21 protein-coding genes and 1 tRNA gene are annotated in these 23,618 nt (G+C 68.9%); 17 read left to right on the plus strand and 5 right to left on the minus strand.

Annotation, left to right across the window (positions count from 1 at the left end; genetic code table 11):
- Positions 1 to 24 precede the first annotated feature (24 nt).
- The 3 genes from BSP109_RS11260 (at position 25) to BSP109_RS11270 (ending at position 2,208) form a co-directional block, all read left to right on the plus strand.
- Positions 25 to 1,398: an NAD(P)/FAD-dependent oxidoreductase gene (locus BSP109_RS11260; RefSeq protein ID WP_087009369.1), complete on the plus strand. Its 1,374-nt coding sequence runs from the start codon at positions 25 to 27 to the stop codon at positions 1,396 to 1,398.
- 214 nt (positions 1,399 to 1,612) lie between these two features.
- A complete protein-coding gene (locus BSP109_RS11265) occupies positions 1,613 to 2,128 on the plus strand; it encodes a DedA family protein (protein ID WP_087009371.1) in 516 nt (171 codons plus the stop codon).
- Positions 2,129 to 2,134: 6 nt separating this feature from the next.
- A tRNA-Leu gene (locus tag BSP109_RS11270) sits at positions 2,135 to 2,208 on the plus strand.
- Positions 2,209 to 2,261: 53 nt separating this feature from the next.
- Here BSP109_RS11270 and BSP109_RS11275 read toward each other — a convergent pair.
- Positions 2,262 to 2,492 (minus strand): NINE protein, encoded by a 231-nt coding sequence (locus BSP109_RS11275; RefSeq protein ID WP_087009373.1) that lies wholly within the window; start codon positions 2,490 to 2,492, stop codon positions 2,262 to 2,264.
- Positions 2,493 to 2,659: 167 nt separating this feature from the next.
- Between BSP109_RS11275 and BSP109_RS11280 the strand changes: the two genes are divergently transcribed.
- The 6 genes from BSP109_RS11280 to BSP109_RS11305 all read left to right on the plus strand — a co-directional run bounded on the left by BSP109_RS11280 (position 2,660) and on the right by BSP109_RS11305 (position 8,883).
- Complete coding sequence (locus BSP109_RS11280; RefSeq protein WP_101600686.1) at positions 2,660 to 3,232, plus strand: dihydrofolate reductase family protein; 573 nt, start codon at positions 2,660 to 2,662, stop codon at positions 3,230 to 3,232.
- A gap of 80 nt (positions 3,233 to 3,312) precedes the next feature.
- A complete protein-coding gene (locus BSP109_RS11285) occupies positions 3,313 to 4,518 on the plus strand; it encodes an FAD-dependent oxidoreductase (protein ID WP_087009377.1) in 1,206 nt (401 codons plus the stop codon).
- Positions 4,519 to 4,590: 72 nt separating this feature from the next.
- Positions 4,591 to 5,901, plus strand: coding sequence for an MFS transporter (locus BSP109_RS11290; protein WP_087009379.1), 1,311 nt, complete (start codon positions 4,591 to 4,593; stop codon positions 5,899 to 5,901).
- Between the two features lie 127 nt (positions 5,902 to 6,028).
- Positions 6,029 to 6,931: a polyphosphate kinase 2 gene (ppk2, locus tag BSP109_RS11295; protein ID WP_087009381.1), complete on the plus strand. Its 903-nt coding sequence runs from the start codon at positions 6,029 to 6,031 to the stop codon at positions 6,929 to 6,931.
- Between the two features lie 138 nt (positions 6,932 to 7,069).
- On the plus strand, positions 7,070 to 8,128 hold the full coding sequence (locus tag BSP109_RS11300) for a phosphotransferase family protein (RefSeq protein WP_087009383.1): 1,059 nt from the start codon (positions 7,070 to 7,072) through the stop codon (positions 8,126 to 8,128).
- Positions 8,125 to 8,883, plus strand: a complete 759-nt coding sequence (locus BSP109_RS11305; protein WP_087009385.1) for an SDR family NAD(P)-dependent oxidoreductase — start codon at positions 8,125 to 8,127, stop codon at positions 8,881 to 8,883. Before BSP109_RS11300 ends, BSP109_RS11305 begins: the two co-directional genes overlap by 4 nt.
- A 181-nt stretch (positions 8,884 to 9,064) precedes the next feature.
- Here BSP109_RS11305 and BSP109_RS11310 read toward each other — a convergent pair whose 3' ends face one another.
- The gene (locus tag BSP109_RS11310) at positions 9,065 to 10,375 is read right to left on the minus strand and encodes a TIGR01906 family membrane protein (RefSeq protein WP_101600687.1); all 1,311 of its coding nucleotides are present in this window, start codon (positions 10,373 to 10,375) and stop codon (positions 9,065 to 9,067) included.
- Positions 10,376 to 10,523: 148 nt separating this feature from the next.
- Between BSP109_RS11310 and BSP109_RS11315 the strand changes: the two genes are divergently transcribed.
- A complete protein-coding gene (locus BSP109_RS11315; protein ID WP_146001138.1) occupies positions 10,524 to 11,102 on the plus strand; it encodes a DUF4303 domain-containing protein in 579 nt (192 codons plus the stop codon).
- A gap of 42 nt (positions 11,103 to 11,144) precedes the next feature.
- On the opposite strand, the gene BSP109_RS11320 is transcribed toward BSP109_RS11315, so the two are convergent.
- Complete coding sequence (locus BSP109_RS11320; RefSeq protein ID WP_087009390.1) at positions 11,145 to 12,068, minus strand: AEC family transporter; 924 nt, start codon at positions 12,066 to 12,068, stop codon at positions 11,145 to 11,147.
- A gap of 62 nt (positions 12,069 to 12,130) precedes the next feature.
- Here BSP109_RS11320 and hrpA point away from each other — a divergent pair, with 62 nt between their 5' ends.
- Positions 12,131 to 16,573, plus strand: a complete 4,443-nt coding sequence (gene hrpA / locus BSP109_RS11325; protein ID WP_101600691.1) for an ATP-dependent RNA helicase HrpA — start codon at positions 12,131 to 12,133, stop codon at positions 16,571 to 16,573.
- Positions 16,574 to 16,616: 43 nt separating this feature from the next.
- On the opposite strand, the gene BSP109_RS11330 is transcribed toward hrpA, so the two are convergent.
- Entirely contained in the window at positions 16,617 to 17,036 is a 420-nt protein-coding gene (locus BSP109_RS11330; protein ID WP_087009394.1) for a hypothetical protein, read from the minus strand.
- A gap of 51 nt (positions 17,037 to 17,087) precedes the next feature.
- Here BSP109_RS11330 and BSP109_RS11335 point away from each other — a divergent pair, with 51 nt between their 5' ends.
- Positions 17,088 to 18,692 carry a peptide chain release factor 3 gene (locus BSP109_RS11335; protein WP_101600693.1) on the plus strand — a complete coding sequence of 535 codons (1,605 nt, stop codon included), beginning with the start codon at positions 17,088 to 17,090 and terminating at the stop codon, positions 18,690 to 18,692.
- Positions 18,693 to 18,852: 160 nt separating this feature from the next.
- Positions 18,853 to 19,938 carry an inositol-3-phosphate synthase gene (locus BSP109_RS11340; protein ID WP_101600695.1) on the plus strand — a complete coding sequence of 362 codons (1,086 nt, stop codon included), beginning with the start codon at positions 18,853 to 18,855 and terminating at the stop codon, positions 19,936 to 19,938.
- Positions 19,939 to 20,010: 72 nt separating this feature from the next.
- On the opposite strand, the gene BSP109_RS17765 is transcribed toward BSP109_RS11340, so the two are convergent.
- Positions 20,011 to 20,136 carry a hypothetical protein gene (locus BSP109_RS17765; protein WP_257944665.1) on the minus strand — a complete coding sequence of 42 codons (126 nt, stop codon included), beginning with the start codon at positions 20,134 to 20,136 and terminating at the stop codon, positions 20,011 to 20,013.
- A gap of 24 nt (positions 20,137 to 20,160) precedes the next feature.
- Here BSP109_RS17765 and BSP109_RS11345 point away from each other — a divergent pair, with 24 nt between their 5' ends.
- The 4 genes from BSP109_RS11345 to BSP109_RS11360 all read left to right on the plus strand — a co-directional run bounded on the left by BSP109_RS11345 (position 20,161) and on the right by BSP109_RS11360 (position 23,614).
- Complete coding sequence (locus BSP109_RS11345; protein ID WP_101600698.1) at positions 20,161 to 21,744, plus strand: AbgT family transporter; 1,584 nt, start codon at positions 20,161 to 20,163, stop codon at positions 21,742 to 21,744.
- Positions 21,745 to 21,908: 164 nt separating this feature from the next.
- Positions 21,909 to 22,718 carry a Bax inhibitor-1/YccA family protein gene (locus BSP109_RS11350; protein ID WP_101600700.1) on the plus strand — a complete coding sequence of 270 codons (810 nt, stop codon included), beginning with the start codon at positions 21,909 to 21,911 and terminating at the stop codon, positions 22,716 to 22,718.
- 19 nt (positions 22,719 to 22,737) lie between these two features.
- Positions 22,738 to 23,037, plus strand: a complete 300-nt coding sequence (locus tag BSP109_RS11355) for a hypothetical protein (RefSeq protein ID WP_101600701.1) — start codon at positions 22,738 to 22,740, stop codon at positions 23,035 to 23,037.
- 103 nt (positions 23,038 to 23,140) lie between these two features.
- Positions 23,141 to 23,614 (plus strand): acyl-CoA thioesterase, encoded by a 474-nt coding sequence (locus BSP109_RS11360; RefSeq protein WP_101600703.1) that lies wholly within the window; start codon positions 23,141 to 23,143, stop codon positions 23,612 to 23,614.
- The last annotated feature ends 4 nt before the right edge of the window (positions 23,615 to 23,618 follow it).

The raw sequence follows: 23,618 nt of genomic DNA on the forward strand, positions 1-23,618 counted from the left end.
TTCACAAGCCTTTAGGATGAGGTCATGGCTCTCATCAGAAACAACGCTCTGCGTCCGCGCATCCTCATCGTCGGCGGTGGCTACCTGGGCTTCGTGACAGCTCAGAACCTCCTCAAGGACCTCGGGCGGGGTGAAGCCACGGTGACGGTCGTCGACCCCAACCCGTACCTCACCTACGCGCCGTTCCTCCCGGAGGTCGCCGGCGGAAGCATCGAACCGCGTCACGCGATCGTCCCGCTGCGCAGCCACCTCAAGGGTGCGGAGATCATCACGGGCTCCGTCGCGAACATCAACCACGACAAGAAGTTCGTCGTCATCGAGCAGGAGGGCTACGAGGCCTTCGAACTCGACTACGACCAGATCGTGCTGGCGTCCGGCGCAGTGCCGCGCGCACTGCCCATCCCGGGCCTCGCGGAGGAGGGGATCGGCCTCAAGCGCATCGAAGAGGCCATCGCACTGCGCGACCACGTCCTCAACCGCCTGGCCGAAGCATCGCTCATGGAAGACGACGCGGAGCGCCGCAAGGCCCTCACGTTCGTGTTCGTCGGTGGCGGCTTCGCCGGCATCGAAGCACTCGCGGAGCTCGAGGACATGGCGCGTGCCGCCGTCTCCCAGTACGACACCCTCACGGAGGCGGACATCCGCTTCGTGCTCGTCGAGGCTCTTGGCCGCGTGATGCCCGAGGTGGGCGAGGCACAGGCCCGCTGGGTCGTCGACCACCTGCGCGAGCGCGGAGTCGACGTGTACCTGGAGACCTTCCTGCAGGACTGCACCGACAAGCACATCAAGCTGTCGAACGGCGAGGAGTTCGACGCGGACCTCGTCGTGTGGAACGCGGGGGTCAAGGCGAACCCGATCCTCATCGATTCCGACCTGCCGCTGGACGAGCGCGGCCGGATCACGGTCCGCGCGGACCTGCGCGTCGAGAACGAAGAGGGCGTCGTGGCCGGTGCCTGGGCGGCCGGCGACAACGCCGCTGTCCCGGACCTGTCCGGTGAGGGACCGGGCGGCTTCTGCGTCCCCAACGCGCAGCACGCCATGCGTCAGGCTCCGGTGCTCGCGAAGAACCTGCTGGCTGCCATGCGCGGCGAGACCGTCTTCACGCAGTACTTCCACAAGTCGCTGGGCGCAGTCGCGGGCATGGGCCTGTTCAAGGGCGTCGCACAGATGGGCAGCGTCGAGCTGCGCGGCCCGATCGCATGGGGGCTGCACCGCCTGTACCACGGCTACGCGATTCCCACGTGCGAACGCTCTGTGCGCGTGTTCGGCAACTGGGTGCTCAACACGGTCATGGGCCGCGACCTCACCGCGCTCAAGGACGTCGATGTGCCGCGCCGCGCATTCGTCGAGGCGGCGAACTCGAAGCCTGCTCCCCAGAAGGAGAAGGCGAACGCCTGAGACTGAGTCGTGAACGGTTCTGAGCCCTGACGGGTCCGGAATCGGGAGGAGATGGAGCGGCCCCGGACTGCGGTCCGGGGCCGCTCTCGCATTGTCCGCCGCGGACGCGCGCGAGCAGCGGCGGGAGCGGGATGAGCGGCGGCACCTCACGTGTTGTGAGGATAGGCTTGCCTAGAATGATCGATCCGCGTGCGCGGGAGCAGAGAGGAGTGGGATGGATCCGACGACGTGGAACCTTCCCTTCCTCCTGGTCTGGCTCATCATGTACGGCATCATCATCTGCCGGGCCGGCGCGACGTACGCACTGGGGCGGCTGGGTCGCGGGGGGCTGGCGAAGTCCGCGCGGATCCGGGCGCTGCTCGCCTCGGAGAAGTACGCGCGCGCAGAAGCGCGGGTGAACCGCTTCGGGGCTCCCATCGTGGCCGCGAGCTTCCTGACGATCGGGTTCCAGACGCTTGCGAACCTCGCCGCAGGCACGACGCTGATGCCGTGGCTGCGCTACCTCGCAGCACTGCTGGTCGGGGGAGCGGCATGGGCGACCGTGTACTCCATCGTGGGCTTCGCGGGCTTCCGCGCGATCGGGCTCGCGTATGATCGCGCGCCGGTCCTCACTGCGGGCATCGGGGTCGCTGCCGTCGTCATCCTCGTGCTGGCGATCGCCTGGCCCGCGAGGCGGCGGAAGAGCACGCGGGGCACCGTGCAGACGGGCGACACGCACCCGCTAGTCTGAGACCACGCCCTCATAGCCCAATCGGCAGAGGCAGTCGACTTAAAATCGATTCAGTGTGGGTTCGAGTCCCACTGGGGGCACCGACGGCACCGAGGCACTGCGGGCACCTCTGGGGCAGCGTCGAAGCGCCGCGTCAGGCGTAGCCGTGGGCGCGCTTCGCGTTCACGCGCCGGGTCTCGCCGCGGATCGTGAAGAGCGAGATGATCGTGCCGACGTACAGGAAGCCCAGCGTGAGCAAGAAGAGGATCCCCTTGAGGATCTTCCCCAGGTAGAAGTACTGGAGCCCCGCGATGAAGAAGAATCCGAGGATCGTGAGGACGAGGGCGAGGCCTTCGTCCTTGGCCGGAAGAACGGGGTGGGACACGTCGTCTCCTTGGGTATGGGGTGTTCGTGCTCTTAGCCGATTCTCCCATCCCGCCGGCACCGCCCGCAGTGGGGATCCCCTCCCTCACAGCATCCGGCTGACCACCCTGAGAACCACTCGCCCCGTACCGTGAGGACAGCACGCACGCACTCACAGGGGAGACCGGCATGCGCATCATCATCACCCAGAACATGACACTCGACGGACGCGTCGAGATGCTGGACGACTGGTTCGATCCGCAGGCGCAGGACGACGAGCTCAGCGACGAGCTCATGCGGCAGTCCGCGGAGGAGGACGTCCTGCTGCTGGGACGTCAGACGTTCGAGGACTTCCGCGGGTACTGGCCGCTGCAGACCGACGACACCACCGGAGTCGCGCAGCACCTGGATCGCGTCGACAAGCGGGTCGTGTCCTCGACGCTCACCGACCCAGGCTGGCATAACACGCAGGTGATCACAGGCGACCCGCTCGAGGCGGCGCGTGCGCTGCGCGACGAGCCGGGCCGCGATGCGATCCTCACCGGCAGCATCCGGCTGGCGCATGCTCTCATCGCAGCCGACCTCGTCGACGAGTATCGGATGTTCGTCTACCCGCACTGGCAGGGACGCGGCCGTGGCTTGTTCCCCGACGGCCAACCCGCACGGCGCCTGCGGCTGCTCGAATCGAGGGCGTTCGCCTCCGGCGTCGTCTTCCACGCGTGCGCACCGTTCGACCCGCCCCCGCCTCGACCACCTCTATGAGGTCGAGCGGGTCGAAGCCAGCCGGAGGTGCGCCCGCCGCGGGTGCGCCCGCAGCAGTCGGGTCGTAGAGTCGCTGTGTGATGCGAACAGATGCGCGGCCCCTCCTCGTGGCAGGCGATGGTGCCGCAGGACGTGCAGCCGCCCAGTCCCTCCTCGCTGCGGAGTCGGGATTCCCGATCCTCCACCTCACCGGCCCCGCTGTCGAGGCGATCGACCGGACGACGGTCGATAAGGCGATCATGACCGGCAGGCTCTCACCCGCACGCGCGATGGCGATGCGTCCGCCGCTCGCCGGGGCGACGACGCGGGAGGACCGCGTCGTGTCCGTCGCGAAGTCCGCGGACGGCTGGAGCGTCCGGGTTCCGGGAGAGGAGATCCGTGCGTCGGGTCTCGTCCTCGCGACGGGGTCGCAGCCGCATCGGCTGGATGTGCCAGGGGCCGATGCGTGGGCTGCCGCAGGGCGGCTGTCGACCCTCCACTCCGTCGCCGATGCGCTGCGGATCCGCGAGCTCGTCGACGGGGTCGACGGTGCGAGGGTCCTGGTCACCGGATCAGGTCTGGTCGGTGCGGAGGCGGCGAGCCTGCTGACTGCGGCAGGCCACCGCGTGACCCTCGTGGCACGGTCGGGGCTGCCCGGTGCCGCAGCGTGGGGCCCTGAGATCGCACGACGGATCGCCCGCCTCCACGATGAGGCGGTCGATGCACGCTGGTCGGCCCGGATCGTGTCTCTCGAGGACGGAATCGCGGTGCTCGACGACGGGACGACGGTGGCGGCTGACCTCGTGATCGTCGCGCACGGTGCGCGGCCACGACTCCCCGACGGCGTCCCGGTGTTCACCGATGCTGCGGGGGCACCGAGCGGAGTGCGGGTCGACGACCGGCTGCGGGTGCACGGTGCGCACGCGCCGATGGTCGCCGCGGGAGCGGTGGCCCAGCACGGGGTGGGCGACGATCCGGTCGTTCCGTACCGGATCGATCACTGGGACGACGCCGAGGCCCAGGGCGCCCATGCCGCGAAGGCTCTGCTCCACGCTGTGGGACTGGGGGAGGACCCCGGACCCTATCGACCACGCAGCCCGTGGTCCGCGCGCATCCACGGACGTCAGGTGGCAGGGTTCGGACACCCGGTGCCCGGAACCGTCGAGCGGGTCGTGTCGGAGGAGCCGCTGCTCGTCGAGTTCCATACTCCGGCGGGGGAGTCGGGCGGGTCGTCGGTGGCCGCCGTCGTGGGGCTCGATGCGGGTCGGGCACTGCGGGAGCACGCGCGAGCCGTCGGCCTGCAGTGAGCGCGCAGGGACGCATCGTCCGCACGATGGACCAGCCTCTGCCCCCGCCGCCCACCGGCGTAGCCTGCGGATATGGACCGCACATCGCCCGCTGACGGGTTCCCGGACGCGCGCAGTCGGGTGCTGGCATGGCGGGCCCTGGTGCTGGGGAGCCTCGCACAGACGATCGTGACGATCGTCGTGGCCGGGCCCGCATTCCTCATCCCGCTGCTGCGTGAGAAGGAGGCGTTCACGCTGGCGACCGCGGGCACTGCCGCGGCCTCCACGAGCCTCGGCATGGTCTTCACGCTGGTCATCTGGGGTGCCGTCGCCGACCGTCGGGGAGAGCGGATCGCGCTGACCGCCGGGCTGCTGGCCTGCGCGGCCGCGACTGCTCTGGGAGTGGTCCTCGCGCAGGCGGGAGCTCTCCACCAGCCCCTGCCGCTGATCGGAGTCCTCGCGCTCGCCGGTGCCGCCGGTGCGAGCGTGAATTCGGCGACGGGTCGTGTGGTCGCGGGCTGGTTCCCGCGGAGCCAGCGCGGCACTGCGATGGGGGCGCGGCAGATGGCACAGCCGCTGGGCACCGCCATCGCAGCCGTCCTCGTACCCCCTCTGGCCGCCGCGACGGGCGTGCTCGGCTTCTTCCTCGTCACCAGCGGCCTCTGCCTCGCCATCGGGATCGCATGCTGGCTGGGGATCGTGGATCCGCCGAGGCCGGCTCGAGCAGAGCTGCCGGATCCGGCTGATGCGGACGCCGGAGGGGCCGGAGAGGGCGCGAAGACCCCGGCACCGGAGCCCGCCTTCTCCTCACGTCCCGCCGACGAGGAGAACCCCTATCGTGCGGACTCCTTCCTCCTGCGGATCCACGCTGCCTCTGCGCTCCTCGTCATCCCGCAGTTCGCGTTCGCGACATACGGGCTCGTGTGGCTCATGGACTCGCAGGGGATGGCGGCTGCGACGGCAGGCCTCGTCGTGGGGGCGGCACAGCTGGCAGGAGCGGGCGCCCGGTTCGCGATGGGGCGGGTCAGTGACATCGCGCCGTCCCGCGTCGTCGTGCTCCGCATCGTCGCGTGGTTCGCCTGCGTCCTGTCCGCACTCGTCGCGGCAGTGTCCCTGGGGCTCCTCCCGGTCGTCGCCGCGATCGTGTTCATCGTGGCCTCAGCGGCGTCCGTGGCGGACAATGGCCTGGCCCTGACCTCCATCGCGGAGGCGGCCGGCCACCGCTGGTCGGGCAAGTCGATGGGGATCCAGAACACCGGCCAGCACATCGTGGGCGCAGGCGTCGGTCCCGCGCTGGGCCTCCTCATCACCGCAGGCGGGTATCCGATCGCGATGCTGTGCGTGGCCGTCGCTCCGGCCCTCGCCTCGTTCCTCGTGCCGAAGGCGGATGTGGAGCGGTCGTAGGCAGCGGCCTCGCGTTCCCCGGTCCCGAACAGGGGGCGCACCAGGCGGATTCACCGATCGTTCACGGTGCCTGTGTAGCGTCATAGGGTGAGCCCTCCGGCTTCCGTGACGAAAGGACGTCCGCATCATGCACCCCCTGCAACGGGAGAATCTGCGCGAGTACATCGACCGACTCCATCTGGAGGGCTACAGGGTCCTGCACGGCCACACTCCGGATCCGGACCTCATCGATCCGGGCGGGCGTGCTGTGGAGACCTGGCGCGAGGGCTACCCGTATGACGAGCGCATGGACCGGGAGGAGTATGAGCTGGCCAAGTACCACCTCCAGATCGAGCTCCTGAAGTTCCAGTACTGGAGCCAGGACAACGGGCTCAGCCACGTCATCGTGTTCGAGGGGCGCGATGCGGCGGGCAAGGGCGGCACCATCAAGCGGTTCACGGAGCATCTCAACCCGCGTGCGGCCAGGGTCGTCGCGCTGAACAAGCCGTCGAACGTCGAGCAGGGGCAGTGGTACTTCCAGCGCTACATCCAGCATCTGCCGACGGCCGGGGAGTTCGTCATGTTCGACCGCTCCTGGTACAACCGGGCGAACGTCGAACGCGTCATGGGCTTCTGCACCGATGAGGAGTACGAGATCTTCATGCAGCAGGCGCCGCTGTTCGAGAAGATGCTCATCGACTCCGGGATCCACGTGACGAAGTTCTGGTTCTCCGTGACGCAGGCGGAGCAGCGCACCCGCTTCGCGATCCGCCAGATCGATCCGGTGCGTCAGTGGAAGCTGTCACCCATCGACCTGGAGTCGCTCGACAAGTGGGAGGACTACACCGCGGCCAAGGAGGCGACGTTCCTCCGCACGGACACGGACTTCGCCCCGTGGATCACCATCAAGTCGAATGACAAGAAGCGTGCGCGCCTCAATGCGATGCGCTTCTTCCTCAACCAGTTCGACTACGACGGGAAGGACACGTCCGTCGTGTATCCGGCCGATGAGAATCTGGTGAAGCGCGGACGCGAGGCCGTCGGCGACTGAGCTGGGCCGTCGGAGACTGCGTCATGGGCTCGGTGCCTGAGCCGGACCGGTGCCTGTCGGTTCTCCAGCCGCCCGCTGATGCCCAGTAGTCTGTGATCGCGCAGCACGCGCGCGCCATTCTCAAGGAGGAGAACTGATATGAGTGTGGATCACAGCAGGGCAGAGAGCGCCTCGTCCGGCGCCTCGGCGGCGGCCGCGCACGCCGAGCAGGCCGGAATCGAACTCCCTGCGCTCGAGTCGTGGCTGCAGACGCAGCTGGGTGCGGGTGAGCTGCACGATCCGGAGTTCCTGACCGGCGGCACGCAGAATGTGCTGCTGGGCTTCACCTGGAATGACGAGCGGCTCATCTATCGCGGGCCGCCGGTCAACAAGCGGAAGAACTCCGACACGATCATGCTGCGCGAGGCCCGCGTGCTCGAAGCGCTGGGCGGCAGCGGGGTGCCGCACCCGGAGTTCATCGCCGCCTGCGAAGACCTCGACGTGCTGGGCAACGCCTTCTTCATCATGCGTGCGGTCGACGGCTTCAACGGCGTCAGCGAGATCCCCGCGCACGTCCTGGACAGCCGTGAGTGGCAGCACGAGATGGGCCTGTCCCACGCGCGCGCAGTCGCCCAGCTGGGCAATGTCGACCACGAGGCGGCCGGGCTGGAGGGCTTCGGTCGGCCGGACGGCTGGCTGGCACGGCAGCCCGGCAGGTGGGTGGGCCAGCTCGAGAGCTACCGCGACTTCGACCAGTGGGAAGGCCTCGACCATCGCGGAGTCGAGGTGATCCCCGCCTGGCTGAACGAGCGGATGCCGACTGAGCAGCGAGCGGGGATCATCCACGGCGACTGCCACGCCGGGAATGTGCTGTTCAGGAACGACTCTCCCGAGGTCGCCGCTCTGGTCGACTGGGAGCTGTGCACGCTGGGCGACCCGCTGCTCGACCTCGGGCACCTCCTGGCCTCTGCGCACGGCGTCGAGCTGCCGGGCGCACCCTCCAAGGCGGAGACCGTGGCGGCCTACGGCGACGTCAGTCGGTGGGCCGTCGACGACGTCGACTTCTACCACGTGCTGGCCTGCTTCCGCTTCGGCTCGATCCTCGAGGGCTCGCAGGCGCGCGCCTCGGCCGGGCTGGTGCCGGAGTCCGTGGGCACCCGCCTGCACGAGCGGACCGTCTCCCTCTTCGACCAGGCGATGGAGATCATCGAATCATGAGCACCTGGGCCTTCGACTTCACAGACAAGAAGATCGTCATCACCGGCGGGTCCCGCGGCCTCGGCCTCGAGATGGCCCGCGCCTTCTCCTTGCTGGGCGCCGACGTCGCCATCGCCTCGCGGAAGCTCGCAGCATGCGAGGACGCAGCCGCCGCCCTCACTGCCGAGACCGGCAGCACGGTGCGACCGTACGCACTGCAGGTCGCGGACTGGGACCAGTGCACGGACTTCGCGCAGACGGTCTGGCACGACATGGGCGGAGTGGACGTGCTCGTCAACAACGCGGGCTCGTCGCCGCTGTACGACTCGATCAGCGGGATCAGCGAGGAGCTCTACGACAAGGTCATCGGGCTGAACCTCAAAGGGCCGTTCCGGCTCTCAGCGCTGCTGGGCGAGAAGATGGTCGAGGCAGGTGGGGGAGCGATCGTGAACATCTCCTCCATCGCGTCGCTGCATCCGAAGCCGGAGACGGTGCCGTATTCGGCGGCGAAGGCCGGACTCAACGCGACGACCACCGCGCTGGCGCATGCCTACGGCCCCAGCGTCCGGGTCAACGCAGTGGTGCCGGGCACCTTCCTGACAGATGTCTCGCGCCATTGGGATCACGCGGCGTTCGCGAAGCGCGCGCAGACGTTCGCGGCCCAGCGCGGGGGAGACCCCGAGGAGATCGTCGGTGCGGTGCTGTACCTGGCATCCTCGCTCGCCTCGTACACGACCGGAGCGCTGCTCACCGTCGACGGGGGCGCGCCCGATTGAGCACGCCTGGGTCCTGAGGCGGTCTGGGTTCTGAAGGCGGACGGCCCCACCGCAGGGGTGAGAAGGCAGTCATCGGCCGGGTGGGAGGGGAAAACCCACCCGGCCGATCACATCTGTGGGGGCAGCGCTGCACGCGACGGATGCGCGGCTGCGGTCTCTCGTTTCGCTGCAGGGGTCGCTTTCAGCGCTCGACGCGGCGTGCCCGGCGCTTCTTCGAGCGCCCGGCGAAGCTCAGGCAGAACGCGAAGACGCACAGGACCAGCACGATGAGCGCGAGCGCGATGCCCGCGTCGACCCAGAACTGCGGTGGGAAGAGGCGGATGAGGGAGTCATCCATGTAGAACGTCCAGGTGCCCTCGGCGAAGAAGACGTCGTGGAATCCGGTGAAGAACTGCTCCCAGCCGAGGACCGCCAGCACCGCGAGCGCGGCGAAGAGGACGAGGGTGAGGATCGGTCCCGCACGGAGGCTGCCGCGGACTCCGCTGCCGCCGCGGCGGCACTTGTAGACGCCGAACACGATCATGCCGATCGCTGCGATGACCGCGGTGAGCGTGAGGATGCCGATCAGGAACTTCACGTCGGCCATGTGCGAGATCTCCCCGGACGTGAAGAGGGGAGTGCCGTCCGGCAGGACGACGTCGGAGAGGTAGCGCTCCGTGGCCAGGTTGAAGAGGTAGTCGACGGTGTAGGAGCCGTAGTGCAGGCGATCCGCGTCGGTGAAGCCGTACTGGTCGTCGGGGAAGCCGGGGCGCCAGTTGTACGTCCACGCGAGGAACCACCCGGATGCCACCGTGCGCACTGCGAGCGCGAGGGCGACGAAGGGGAACCCGAGCGTGATCCACACGGCGCCGATCACGTCGAGCGGGTTGCGCCTGCGCTCCGGCATCTCCATGGTGCGGGACGCCATCGACGCTTCGGCATCGCGCGTCTCCCGGCGGTCCTCGTCGAGCTTCGAGGCCCGCTTGGCGGCCCTGCGCTCCTTGCGGGTGAGCTTCTTCGTCGGCTGATCGCCCGCGGGGGCCGCGGCGCTCTCGCCGTTGATGAGTGACCATTCCTCGTCCGAGATCATGCCCGGTCGTCCAGCCGACCCATCGGTTCCGGCCGAGCCGACCGCTGCAGCTCCCGCTGCAGCTCCCGCTGCGGTGCCGCCTGCGGCTCCAGCCGCGCTCGTGCTCGTCGCCGAGGCCACCGTGACTCCGCGTCCGTGGTCGCCTTCCGCATCCGCGTCAGTATGGGAGATGGGGTCGAACTCCGCAGTCGCCTGATCGTCGTGGGAGGGATCGCCGTCGCGGATCGGATCGAACGAGGCGGTCGCGTCCGGATCGAACGCAGAGGCGTCGAAGGTGCCTGACCGGTCGGACTCGTGCGCGCCCGCTACCGCACCGGCGTCGCCGCCGGCGTAGTGAGCCGCCGTCGGGTCGTCCCCGTCCGGCTGAGAGCTCAGCCGGCGGGAGAGGAGGTCCTTCGGCTCGTTCGGATCGTCTGCAGTCACGTGTTCATTGTGGACGGGGAGGGCGCGCCAGCCGCGGACGACACGCCTGGAGCAGGCGATTCCCGCCCTCCGGTGCTGCGAGTATCGGATCGATGTGATCGGCCCGAAGCCCTTCCGGACGGGTCCGGAAGGGGACTACCGTGGATGGATGGACGACCTCGTGAGGATCTTCAGCCCCCGCGTCCGATCCGTCCTCGCGGCGGAGTTCCGACGGAAGCTGTCCGCCGTGGGCGGTGGAGACGACGTCTATGCCGCTGCGGTCCTGCACACCGGAGGGCTCGCCTGGCGGACTGCGGTGAATGCTCCCGACATCCCGTCGGAGAAGGCCGCCCTTCGCACGGACGTGCCCCGTGAGAGCGCCGAGGCACGTAGGCTGCGCTGGTCGCCGGGAGAGTGGAGTTCGCCCGGGGCACGGAACTCACCGCGGACCGCAGACCTGCTGGGCGACCTGGAGGCGTGGATCTCCGATTCCACACACGTGGAGGCGACCTCGTGGACCGAGGTGCGGCACATCCTCGTGGACCTCATCGTCGAGTCGTTGGACTCCTCCGAGGTCCGGACGGTGTTCGCAGAGGCCGGTGCGGCACCTGTGCTCCTCGTCTGCGAGGCTGACGAGGCCGACCGCGGCACGGGGCCGGTGATCGCCGCGCTGGAGCGCCTCAACGCGGACCACCCGTACAGGGTCGATGTCGAGGACGCACTCGGCTACTGGCGGGGTGAGGGCTAGTCCAGTGCTCCGTCGACCCCGCTGCGCCTCATCCAGCCGCCGCTACCCCAGGAGCGCCGAGCACACGAGGATCGCGGGCACGGACAGCACTGTCGTGATGAACACGCTGTCGCGCACGAGCGTCTCCGATTGCCGGTACCGCATCGAGTAGATGTAGACGTTCTGCGCGGTGGGCAGCGCGGACGTCACGACGATCGCCATCAGGTCCACACCGGTCCACCCCAGGATCGGTCCGCCGATCACCCATGCGATCACCGGCTGGACGATGAGCTTCGTCGACGTGATGATCGTCAGCTGCGAGCGCGTGCCCTTGAGTGGCAGCTGCCACCCGTCCTTGAAGCTCAGGCCGAACGCCAGGAGTGCGCCGGGCACGGACATGTCGCCCACCATGCTGAGCGGGTCGAAGAGCACCGGGGGCACGTCGAATCCGGTGCCGGACACGGTGATGCCCGCGACGGCGCCGATCACGATCGGGTTCCGGATGATCGTCCAGATCGGCGACCACCAGTGGTCGACCTTCCCCTGCCGGATCGTGTCGAGGACCGCCATGCCGATGGGAGCCAGCAGGAGCAGCTGGAAGAGCAGCACGGGCGCGACGTAGGCGATGTCGCCCAGCACGTAGATCGCGATGGGGATGCCCAGGTTCCCGATGTTCACGTAGCTCACCGCCCACGCGGAGAACATCGCCTCTCCGGTGGATCGCTTCCGCAGCCACCGGGTGAGCACGAAGAGTGCGACGGCGCAGAGCACGGCTGACCCGCCGGTGGCGATGAGCTGGGTGGAGAAGATGAACGTGAGGTCCGTCTCCGCGATCATCGTGAAGAGCAGGGCCGGCGTCGCGATGTAGAACACGACGCCTGCGATGACCTGCTGCGCATGGGGTCCGAGCACGCCGGTGCGGCCCAGCACGAACCCGGTGAGGACGACGACGGCGATGACGCCGAACCCTTCGAACACTCCGAGCACTCGCGCCCCCTCTCATCGGGCAACCTTACGCGCGGGCGAACGCCGGTAGCCTGGTGTTCGCCATGAGAGACGAGACCCCTGAGACGCCCGACACCTCCCGCGACACGCCTGTGCCCGCCCGCAGGGGCGCGAAGCAGTCGGCAGACGGTGCGGGCTCCCGCGGCCGAGGCCGTCCCCGGCGGAAGCGCGCGGGTGACCGTCGTCGTCCCGACGGCGGGTCGCGCCGTGAGCAGCACGAGGCCCGACGCGAGCGTCAGCGGGCCGCACGCGCGACCCGCGACCCGCTGCTCGAGTACCCCGGTGAGCTCCCCGTCGTCGAGCATCGCGAGGAGATCGCGGAGGCGATCCGCGATCATCAGGTCGTCGTCATCGCCGGCGAGACGGGGTCGGGCAAGACGACGCAGATCCCGAAGATCTGCCTGGAGCTGGGCTTGGGTGTGACGGGCATGATCGGCCATACCCAGCCCCGTCGCATCGCGGCACGATCCGTGGCGGCCCGCCTGGCGGACGAGATGGGGGAGGACCTGGGCGACACGGTCGGCTACCAGGTGCGCTTCACGTCACAGGTGGCCGATCACACCCGCGTGAAGGTGATGACCGACGGCATCCTGCTGTCCGAGCTGCGCCACGACCGCCTGCTGCGGGACTACGAGGTCCTCATCATCGACGAGGCCCACGAACGCAGCCTCAACATCGACTTCATCATCGGCCTGCTCACCCGCCTCCTGAAGGAGCGGCCCGACCTCAAGGTCATCATCACGTCTGCGACGATCAACCCGGAGGCGTTCAGCGAGCACTTCGACGATGCCCCGATCATCTCCGTGTCCGGCCGGACCTACCCGGTCGAGGTCCGCTATCGGCCACTGGACCCCACCGCCGATGCGAGCGGAGACGGCGACGACGATGACGAGGGGGCCCTCACCCGTGGGGGCGCCGCCTCGAGGACGCCCAAGGACCAGGTCGAGGGCATCATCGACGCCTTCGACGAACTGACGGGGGAGGCGCCCGGCGACATCCTCGTCTTCCTGTCCGGCGAGCGGGAGATCCGCGACGCTGCGGATGCGCTGACCGACCACGTGCAGCGGGCGACGCGGAGGGGACCGCGCAGCCGCGGTGCCGACTGGGAGGTCGTGCCCCTGTTCGCGCGGCTGTCCTCGCAGGAGCAGCAGCGCGTCTTCCAGCCCCACGGCCGACCGCGCGTGGTGCTGGCGACGAACGTGGCGGAGACCTCGCTGACGGTGCCGGGGATCAAGTACGTCATCGACACCGGAGTGGCCCGCATCTCGCGCTACTCGAACCGCACGAAGGTCCAGCGGCTGCCGATCGAGCCGATCAGCCAGGCCAGCGCCAACCAGCGCAAGGGCCGGTCCGGCCGCACCAGCGACGGGATCTGCATCCGCCTCTACTCCGAGGCGGACTTCGAGGCCCGACCGGAGTTCACCGATCCGGAGATCCTGCGGACGAACCTGGCGAGCGTCATCCTCCAGATGGCCACGCTGGGATTCGTGCGCACGGAGAGGGACGTCACGGACTTCCCGTTCCTCACGCCGCCGGATCCGCGCGCGGTGCGCGACGGACGCGCGCTGCTGGCAGAGCTGAGCGGGCTGCGGATCGCGCAGGACGGCGCGCTGAGCGTGACGGAGACCGGGCGGAGGATCGCCGCGCTGCCCATCGATCCCCGCTTGGCGCGCATGGTCATCGCCGGAGCGCAGAACGGGTGCGGAGCGGAGGTCGCAGTCATCGTCGCCGCGCTGTCCACGCAGGATCCGCGCGAGCGCCCCGCAGAGCAGCGGGGCGAGGCTGATGCGCTGCACGCGCGCTTCACCCACACGCGGAGCGACTTCCTGTCCTTCCTCGCACTGTGGAACTACGTCCGCGAGCAGTCGCAGACGCTGTCCAGCTCGAAGTTCCGCCGCACGATCCGCGGTGAGTTCCTCAACTACGTCCGCATCCGCGAATGGCAGGACCTCGTCGGACAGCTGCGGGCGATCGCCGGATCCGCCGGCATCCAGCTGGGCGAGGTGACCTGGAAGACGGGTGCTGACGGGGACTACGAGCAGCGAACCGCGGCGACGGGCGGGCGCACGCGGGGAAGGTCCCGTGGCAGCGGTGCCGGTTCCGGTGGCGGCGCGGCCGGTTCCGGCCCGTTCGACGAGCAGGCCGTCGCGATCCACACCTCCCTGCTCACCGGCCTGCTGTCGATGATCGGGCAGAAGCTGCCGGACGGACGCGAGTACCAGGGCGCCCGCGGTTCGCGCTTCCAGATCTTCCCCGGCTCCGGACTCTTCAAGAAGGGCCCGGACTTCGTCATGGCCGCGGAGCTCGTCGAGACGTCGCGCCTGTGGGCGCGCACGGTCGCGTGGGCGGATCCGGACTGGATCCTCGACGTGGCTGGCGACCTCGTGAAGCGGACCCACGCGGAGCCCCGCTGGTCCGCGAAGAGCGGTCACGCGGTCACAGACGAGAAGGCGACGCTGTACGGGGTGACCCTCTACGCCGAGCGCCCGGTCTCCTACGCGCGGATCGACCCGATCGTCGCGCGTGAGCTGTTCATCCGGCACGCCCTGGTGGAGGGCGATTGGCGGGAGACGCACGAGTTCCTGACGACGAACGCGCGCACCCTGGCAGAGGCCGAAGAGCTCGCCTCCCGCACCCGCGACCGGCGCGTGCTGGCGGGCGAGGACGACCTCTACGCCTTCTACGACGCACGGGTGCCGGACGACGTCCTCACCGCGTCCGACTTCACCGGGTGGTGGCGGAAGAAGCGGCGCGAGGACCCCGCGCACCTCGACGTGCCGCTCGATCTGCTGCTCGCGGAGGACGCGGCGGACCGCACCGCGGACCTCGCCCGCGACTACCCGACGCACTGGGTGCTGCCCGCCCGCGACGACACGGAGGACGACGCCCGCGCAGAACTGCGGTACTCCTTCGAGCCGGGCACCGAAGGCGACGGGGTCACGGCGGAGATCCAGATGAACGACCTGGACCGCGCCGACCCCCACGCGTTCTCGTGGCACGTGCCGGGCCTGCGGGTCGACTTCGTCTCAGCCCTCATCCGCTCCCTGCCCAAGGCGAAGCGGACGTACTTCGTCCCCGCTCCGGATGTGGCGCGCGAGATCCTCGCGCACCTGCGCGCCGCCGATGAGGAGGGAGTCGGCAGCCTGCCCGAGGTCCTCGCCGCAGAGCTCACCGCCCGCGGCGGCGGAGGCCGCCTCGAGGACCGCAATCCGATCACGGTGTCACCCGCCGACTTCGACTGGGCGCGAGTACCCGCGCACTTGAGGCTCCGCTTCCGCCTGCAGCGCGGCCGCCGGGTGCTCACAGAGGGCTTCGACCTGGCCGCGCTCCAAGCAGATCAGCGCAGACGCGAGGCCGCGCGGGCGCAGAAGGCGCTCGCCCGGGAGTCCGCTGCGGCGGGCGGACGGTCGGGCGGCGGGAACGCTCGAACCGCGGCCGAGGCCGCAGCCGGCTCCCGACGCAACGGCGCCGGACCGTCCGGACCGTCCGGTCCTGCTGGTCAGGCCAATCAGGCCGGCCGCGGACAGCCGGCCGCTGGACGTGCAGGGCAGGGGACCTCGGGCGCGGGGGCCGGAGGATCGGCGCAGGGAGCCGCACGGTCGACGCGTGCGGCCCGGGAGCCGGTGCCCACGCGGGAGCAGTTGGTGGACCGGGTGCGGGCCGGCGCCTCGGCGGTCCTCGCGTATGCGAAGGAGCACCTGAGCACGCAGGAGAAGCTGGTGCTCGCGGGGCACCAGAAGACTTCGGACGCGCTGCTGGAGGCGGTCCTGCGCGTCGCCGCGCGCGGGGAGGTCGCGGCAGCCGGCATCGGACCGGACGGCACGTACGCGCACCCAGCCGACGCGGGCGGTGCGAGCGCGGCGGCAGGCGGTCCGGCCTCGGCGGGGGAGCCGGGGACTGCACCCGAGACGGAGGCGCTCGTCCGCTCCGCGCAGGGCGGACTCACGACTCGGCTCGAGAAGCTGGTGCCCGCGCTCATCGCAGCCCTCACGGGGATGACGACGCTCGATACGAAGGTGACGAAGGCGTCGTCGCTGGTGATCCTCGCGAACCTCGCGGACGTGAAGGACTGGCGCGACGCGATGGGGACCGCCCCTGCGATCGCCGGACTCAGCGAGGCCGCGCTGCTGCGGCTGCCGCGGTGGGTGGAGGCGGCGAACGTGCGCGTCGACGCGATGGTCGACCAGCCGCCGCGCGACCGTCAGCTCATGGACCGCGTCCTGGGGTCCGAGGCAGGAGTGTCGAAGAAGCTGCAGACGGCGCATCCCGAGGTCGCCGGTCTGGGCCGTGCCGCCCGGCTGGGTGCCGTTGTGGAAGCGGGCGCGGCTGCGAGCGGACCCGGCAGACCGGCCGGCGGACCGGGGGAGGGGTGGCACGCGATCCTCTTCCAGCAGGAGGAGCTCAGGCTGAGCCTCTTCGCCCCGGCGCTGGGAGCCATGGGCAAGGTGTCGGAGCAGAGGATCGCCAAGGCGCTCACCGCGATGTGAGGGTGGGGATCAGTCCTGAGCGGGGGCCATTACCAAGCGGGGATCACTCCCAGAAGGTGCCGGTGACCAGGCCCAGCAACGGCATGAATCCCGCAGCCAGCACCGTGGCGCCGGCCCAGATCCACCGCCAGCGCCACGTGTCCCGCCGCCATCCGACGAACAGGCAGACGAGCGCTCCCACGAGGCAGATGAAGCCGCCCAGGCTCATGAGCGCGACCCCGAAGACGGCCCAGCCGCCGGCGCCCAGCTGCAGGATGTAGACCGCGATCATGGACACCTCGAGCGAGAACGCGATCGACAGCCACAGGAGCGGGACGCTCACGACCGCGGCGAGCACCAGCGGGAGGTATCGGAGCAGGCGGGCGCGCCTGTGGGGGTCACGCGCGACGACCGTGAGTTCGTCGTCCGCGTGGTCGTCCGTGCGGTCGTCACCGGGTGCTGGGGATCCGTGCTCTGTGCTCACGGCGACCAGCCTAGATGTTCCCGCTGGACACCACCTGCCTACACTGGTGCGGTGAACTCTGGCCCCTCATCCTCGTCCCACACACCCGCTGCCGTCCGCGGGCAGGCGAAGCGTCGACGCACCTTCGCCGTCATCTCGCACCCCGACTCCGGCAAATCGACGCTCACGGAGGCGCTCGCCCTCCATGCCCGCGCGATCGGCACGGCTGGCGCGACCCACAGCAAGGCGGGCCGTCGCTCCACCGTGTCCGACTGGATGTCGATGGAGCAGGAGCGCGGTATCTCCATCACGTCCGCGGCCCTTCAGTTCGAGTACGACGACGTCGTCTTCAACCTGCTCGACACCCCGGGCCACGCGGACTTCTCCGAGGACACCTACCGCGTGCTGTCCGCCGTGGACAGCGCGGTCATGCTCGTCGACGCGGCCAAGGGGCTCGAGGTCCAGACGATGAAGCTGTTCGAGGTCTGCAAGCACCGCGGCATCCCCATCGTCACCGTCATCAACAAGTGGGACCGCGCGGGCCACGAGCCGCTCGCGCTCATGGACGAGATCCACGAGCGCACCGGAATGCTGCCGACGCCGCTGACCTGGCCCGTCGGGCAGTCGGGCGACTTCCGCGGCGTGCTCGATCGGCTCACCGGCGAGTACACCAAGTACACGCGCGACAGCGGCGGCGCCAGCATCGCGGGTGAGGAGACGTTCGCTCCGGAGGCTGCGCAGCAGCTCGAGGGCGAGACGTGGACGACCGCGGTCGATGAGGCGGAGCTGCTGGAGCTGGAGGAGCAGGACCACGATCAGGAGGCGTACCTGGCCGGGCGCACCACGCCGGTGCTGTTCGCCTCGGCCGTCCTGAACTTCGGCGTGCACAAGCTCCTCGACACCCTGGTCGCCATCGCACCGGCGGCCGAACCGCGGCCCGACGTGAACGAGGAGCCGCGCCCCGTGGATGCGCCCTTCTCCGGCTTCGTCTTCAAGGTGCAGGCCGGCATGGACAGCAACCACCGCGACCGGTTGGCGTACGTGCGGGTGTGCTCCGGCGTCTTCGAGCGCGGCATGGTCGTCACCCACGCCAACACCGGCAAGCCGTTCGCCACGAAGTACGCGCAGCAGGTGTTCGGGCGCGACCGGGAAGCGGTCGACGAGGCGTTCCCCGGTGACGTCGTCGGTCTGGTGAACGCCTCCGCGCTGGGCGTGGGGGACTCGCTGTACCTGGACCGCAAGGTCGTGTTCCCGGGCATCCCGACGTTCTCGCCGGAGCACTTCATGGTGATCCGCGCGAAGGACTCCTCGAAGTACAAGCAGTTCCGCAAGGGCATCGAGCAGCTCGATCACGAAGGCGTCATCCAGGTGCTGCGCAGCGACCTGCGCGGCGACCAGGCGCCGGTGCTGGGGGCGGTCGGCCCGATGCAGTTCGAGGTGGCCGAGGACCGCATGGTCAACGAGTTCAACGCGCCCTGCGAACTGGAGCGGCTCAACTTCTCGATCGCACGGCGCACCGTGCGCGATTCGGTGCCGACCCTGTCGCGCGAGCGGAACGTCGAGGTGCTGTCCCGGTCGGACGGCGAGCTGCTCGCGCTGTTCTCCGACCGGTGGCGGCTGCAGGGGGTTGAGCGCGCCCACCCGGACGTGGTGCTGGAACCACTCGTCGTGAGCTGAGGAACAGAACGGCGCCTCCTTCGGATCCTGGTTCGCTCAGCAGGTGAACGGAGGACTAAGATGAGCTGGCGCCCGGACGGTCATCCGCTCTGCACCGCGATCGATCGCGTGTGCTCGCACCCCTCGGGCATTCTGAAGATTTTGAGGAGAGTACGAGACTGTGGCTGAGAATCCGATTCGGGTCGCCATCGCGGGCCTGGGCAACTGCGCGAGTTCGCTGATCCAGGGCGTGGAATACTATCGCGACGCGGATCCCGCCCAGAAGGTCCCTGGGCTCATGCACGTCCAGTTCGGCGACTACCACGTGAGCGACCTCGAGTTCGTCGCGGCCTTCGATGTCGACGGCAAGAAGGTCGGCCAGGACATCGCAGAGGCGATCCACGTGAGCGAGAACAACACGATCAAGCTCGCGGACGTCCCGCCGACCGGTGTGACCGTGCAGCGCGGTCCGACGCTCGATGGGATGGGCGAGTACTACCGCGACACCATCGTCGAATCCGATGATGAGCCCGTCGATGTGGCGCAGGCCCTGCGGGACGCGCGCGCCGATGTCCTCGTCTGCTACCTGCCCGTCGGCTCGCAGGAGGCGACGGAGTTCTACGCGCAGGCCGCGGTCGATGCCAAGGTCGCCTTCGTGAACGCGCTTCCCGTGTTCATCGCGGGCACCAAGTCGTGGGACGACAAGTTCAAGGCGGCGGGCGTCCCGATCGTCGGCGATGACATCAAGAGCCAGATCGGTGCGACCATCACCCACCGCGTCATGGCGAAGCTGTTCGAGGACCGCGGCGTCGTGCTCGATCGCACGTACCAGCTGAACGTCGGCGGCAACATGGACTTCAAGAACATGCTCGAGCGCAAGAGGCTCGAATCGAAGAAGATCTCGAAGACCCGGGCGGTCACGTCCAACACCAGCGTCGACCTCGCGGAGCGCGACGTCCACATCGGCCCCTCCGACTACGTCGAGTGGTTGGACGACCGCAAGTGGGCGTTCGTGCGGCTCGAGGGACGCAACTTCGGTGATGCCCCCGTCTCGATCGAGTACAAGCTGGAAGTGTGGGATTCGCCCAACAGCGCCGGTGTCATCATCGATGCCGTGCGAGCAGCGAAGATCGGTCTGGACCGCGGCATCGGCGGAGCGCTCATCAGCGCCTCCTCGTACTTCATGAAGTCGCCCCCGAAGCAGCAGGACGACGACGCGGCGCACGCTGCGATCGAGGCCTTCATCCGAGGGGAGATCGACTCGTGAGCCGACCCGTCCGCTCACTGAGCTGACCCGGCCGCTCCGGGCGACTGATCCGACGCCCTGCAGGGCACGTTGTCACGTGCGCTGCAGGGCGTCGCGCGTCGTCGGACGCGTGCGTGCGGCGATCGCAGCGAGTACAGTGACCCCGTTGTCCGCCGCCGGGTGCTCGGGTCCACCCTGCCGCGGTGCGGGCAGCTCCATCGCCCTCCGTCCTGAGGAGTAACCGTGTCCGGTTCCACGGCCGATCGCCCCAGCCCCGCACGCGTGACAGGTGAGGAGCGGCTCGGCCCCCTCATGCGGGCCCTCATCGTCATCGAGAAGGCCGGCAACAGGCTGCCGCATCCATTCTGGCTGTTCCTGGGCCTCGCGCTCCTCGTCATGATCCTGTCCGCGGTGTTCTCCGGCCTGGGCACCTCGGTCGTGAACCCGGCCACGGGCGAGGAGGTCGTCGCGGTCAACCTCTTCGCGGCGGAATCGCTGCGCGACCTGGTGTCCAACGCCGTGACGAACTACGTGACGTTCCCGGCTCTGGGGCTGGTCCTCGTCGTGCTGTTCGGTGTCGCAGTGGCGGAGCAGTCCGGGCTCATCCCCGCGCTCATGAAGGCTGCTCTGCGGTCCGCCTCGCCGCGGTGGGTCACGGTGATCGTCGCGCTCGTGGGCTCCGCGGCGTCGATGGCATCGGACGCCGCGTATATGATCGTCATCCCACTGGGTGGCATCGCGTTCAAGGCGGTGGGCCGCAACCCGATCATCGGCTGCGCGGTGGCCTACGCGGCCACGGCCGGCGGCTACTCCGCCGCGCCGTTCGTCAACTCGCTCGACGCCATCCTCGGCGGCCTGTCCACGTCTGCGGCGCAGATCATCGACGAATCGTACGTCGTCACCCCGGTCGCGAACCTGTACTTCAACTTCGCCTCGATGTTCGTCGTCGCGTTCGCGGTGACCCTCGTGACGGAGCTCCTCCTCAACAAGCGCGGCGAGCAGCTGATCGTCGACGAGGACGCGGACGACGGCGTGGACGACCACGAGTCGTTCGCCCGCGGGGCGACCACGACGGAGAAGCGCGGGATGATCGCGGCCCTCATCACCATGGTCCTGGGCATCGGTCTCGTCATCGTCCTGGCGCTGCCGGAGGCCTCGTTCCTCCGCGACGCAGAGGGCGGCTTCGGGCCTGAATCAGGTCTCATGGCCGGCATCGCCGCGATCGTCGGCGTGGGCTTCTTCGTCCTCGGCATCGCGTACGGAGTGGTGACCGGCTCGATCCGGAAGTGGGAGACGATCCCCAACATGATGGCCGAGGGCGTACGTCCGTTCGTCCAGGTGATGGTCCTGTTCTTCGCGGCCTCCCAGTTCCTCGCCGTCTTCAAGGCCTCGTCCCTGGGCGAGATCTTCGCCATCAACGGCGCGCAGTTCTTCGAGAGCGTCGATGCGGGGCCGTTCGTGATCCTCCTGGGCGGCTCCGTGCTGGTGGGGATGGGGGCACTGTTCATCACGTCGGGGACCGGCCTGTGGACCCTGCTGAGCGTCATCCTCGTCCCGATGCTCATGCTGCTGGGCATCAGCCCGGAGGTCACTCAGGCCATGTACCGGATCGGCGACTCCACACTGAACATCGTGTCGCCGATGAGCCCGTACTTCATCATGATCCTGGGCTTCGTGCAGCGCTACAAGAAGGACGCCGGCATCGGCACGCTCCTGTCGCTCACCATCCCGCTGAGTATCACGATGTGGCTGTGCTGGACCACGTTCTTCTTCGCCTGGTGGGCGCTGGGCATCCCCTTCGGACCGGGTTCGCCGCTCTCGTACTGACCGAGCGATCCGGCCCGGGCCGGCACCGCAGGACGGCTGCGCGCCCCGCGCAGGTCACGCAGCCGTCACGATCGGTCCACGGGTCGGGAATTCTGTGAAGTGATGCAGGGTTCATCCATAGAATGGACTCGACTGGAACACGATCTTCGATGGGAAGGATCCCGATGAGCAATCCGCTCGTGCGCCGCGGCCTCAACGACGGAATTCGGGCGGGGCAGGAGCAGAACCGCATCCCCGCTCCGTCCGGAGAGCAGCTGCAGCAGATGTACGACGCACCGTCGTACCAGGCCCCGTCCGTCGCAGAACGGTCGATGACCTTCGACGACGTCCTCATGAAGACCGCCTTCTGCTTCGCGGTTCTGCTGGCCGGCGCGGTCGTCGGCTGGATCATGCCGATGCTGGCGCTGCCGTCTGCGATCGTGGCGCTGGTGATCGGACTGATCATCGCGTTCAAGAAGGAGCCCAGCAAGGGCCTCATCCTGACCTACGCAGCGATCGAGGGTGTGTTCCTCGGCGGCATCTCGAGCATGTTCGAGAACGCCTACGACGGCATCGTCATGCAGGCGGTGCTCGGCACCCTCAGCGTCTTCCTCGTGATGTTCGCGCTGTTCAAGTTCAAGATCGTCCGCATGAGCCCCCGCTTCATGAAGTTCCTCATGCTCGCCGTGGGCGGCTATGCGGTGTTCTCGCTGGTGAACTTCGGCTTCGCGATGGCCTCCGGCGGCGACATGAACGCCCGCACGATGGAGATCACGATCCTGGGCATGTCGATGCCGCTGGGTGTCCTCATCTCCGGTGGTGCGGTCATCCTCGCCGCGCTCACGCTGGTCGCGGACTTCCACATGATCGAAGAGGGTGTGCGGCACAAGATCCCGGAGAAGTACTCGTGGGTCTGCGCGTTCTCGCTCATGGTGACCCTCGTCTGGCTGTACATCGAGATCCTGCGCCTGCTGTCCTACTTCCGGTCGAACTGACGGGTCCCACAGGCAGACGATGAAGACGGACATGGCGGCGGCGGCCCTCCTGGAGGAGGTCCGCCGCCTTCGTCTTCGCGTCATGGGCCTGTCGACGCCGCAGCTGGACGGGGGACGGCGCACGCGCATCCGTGAGGCACTCGCCCACCTGTCCGCCCTGCGCGCGGACGGACGCCGGGTGCCGGTGCTGGAAGACCGGGTGCTCGCCGACCAGGTCGTCGTCCTCCTCACCGACTGCCTGCCGGAGTACGGAGCGACGGACGCGCAGACCGCCACGGCTCTCACGATCGCAGAGGACCTGCGCCGCGACCTCGCCTAGTCCTCGCTCACACCGCCCCCACGCCTCGCCCGGCGCTGGCACACGTCATCCTCGTCCGCACCCACTGCGCAGGTGCGCCATGCTGAAAGGAGGTCGGTCCACGATGGCCGACGCACAGCCTCACCAGGGTCCCCACGGAGAGGACCTCTTCGACTCGATGAACTTCCACACCCGCAAGTGGGTGCGACCGGAGGACCTCAATGCGAACGGCACACTGTTCGGCGGCAGCCTCCTGCGGTGGATCGATGATGAAGCAGTCGTCTACGCGATGATCCAGCTGGGCAATCAGCGGATCGTCACGAAGTACATCTCAGAGATCGAGTTCGTGTCGTCCGCGACCCAGGGCGACATCCTCGAGATCGGTCTGCAGGGTGTGCACTTCGGCCGCACGTCTCTCACGATGCGCTGCGAGGTGCGGAACATCATCACCGGTGACACGATCCTCTCGATCGACAAGATCGTGTTCGTGGGCCTCGGCGAGGACGGACAGCCCGAGCCGCACGGGTACGACTCGATCACCTACGCCCGCGATCGCTTCCCCGACGACCTGCGGGGCAGGAAGCGCACGATCGCCTGAGGAC

The organism is Brevibacterium sp. Mu109 (assembly GCF_900169375.1).
Lineage (GTDB): Bacteria > Actinomycetota > Actinomycetes > Actinomycetales > Brevibacteriaceae > Brevibacterium > Brevibacterium yomogidense_A.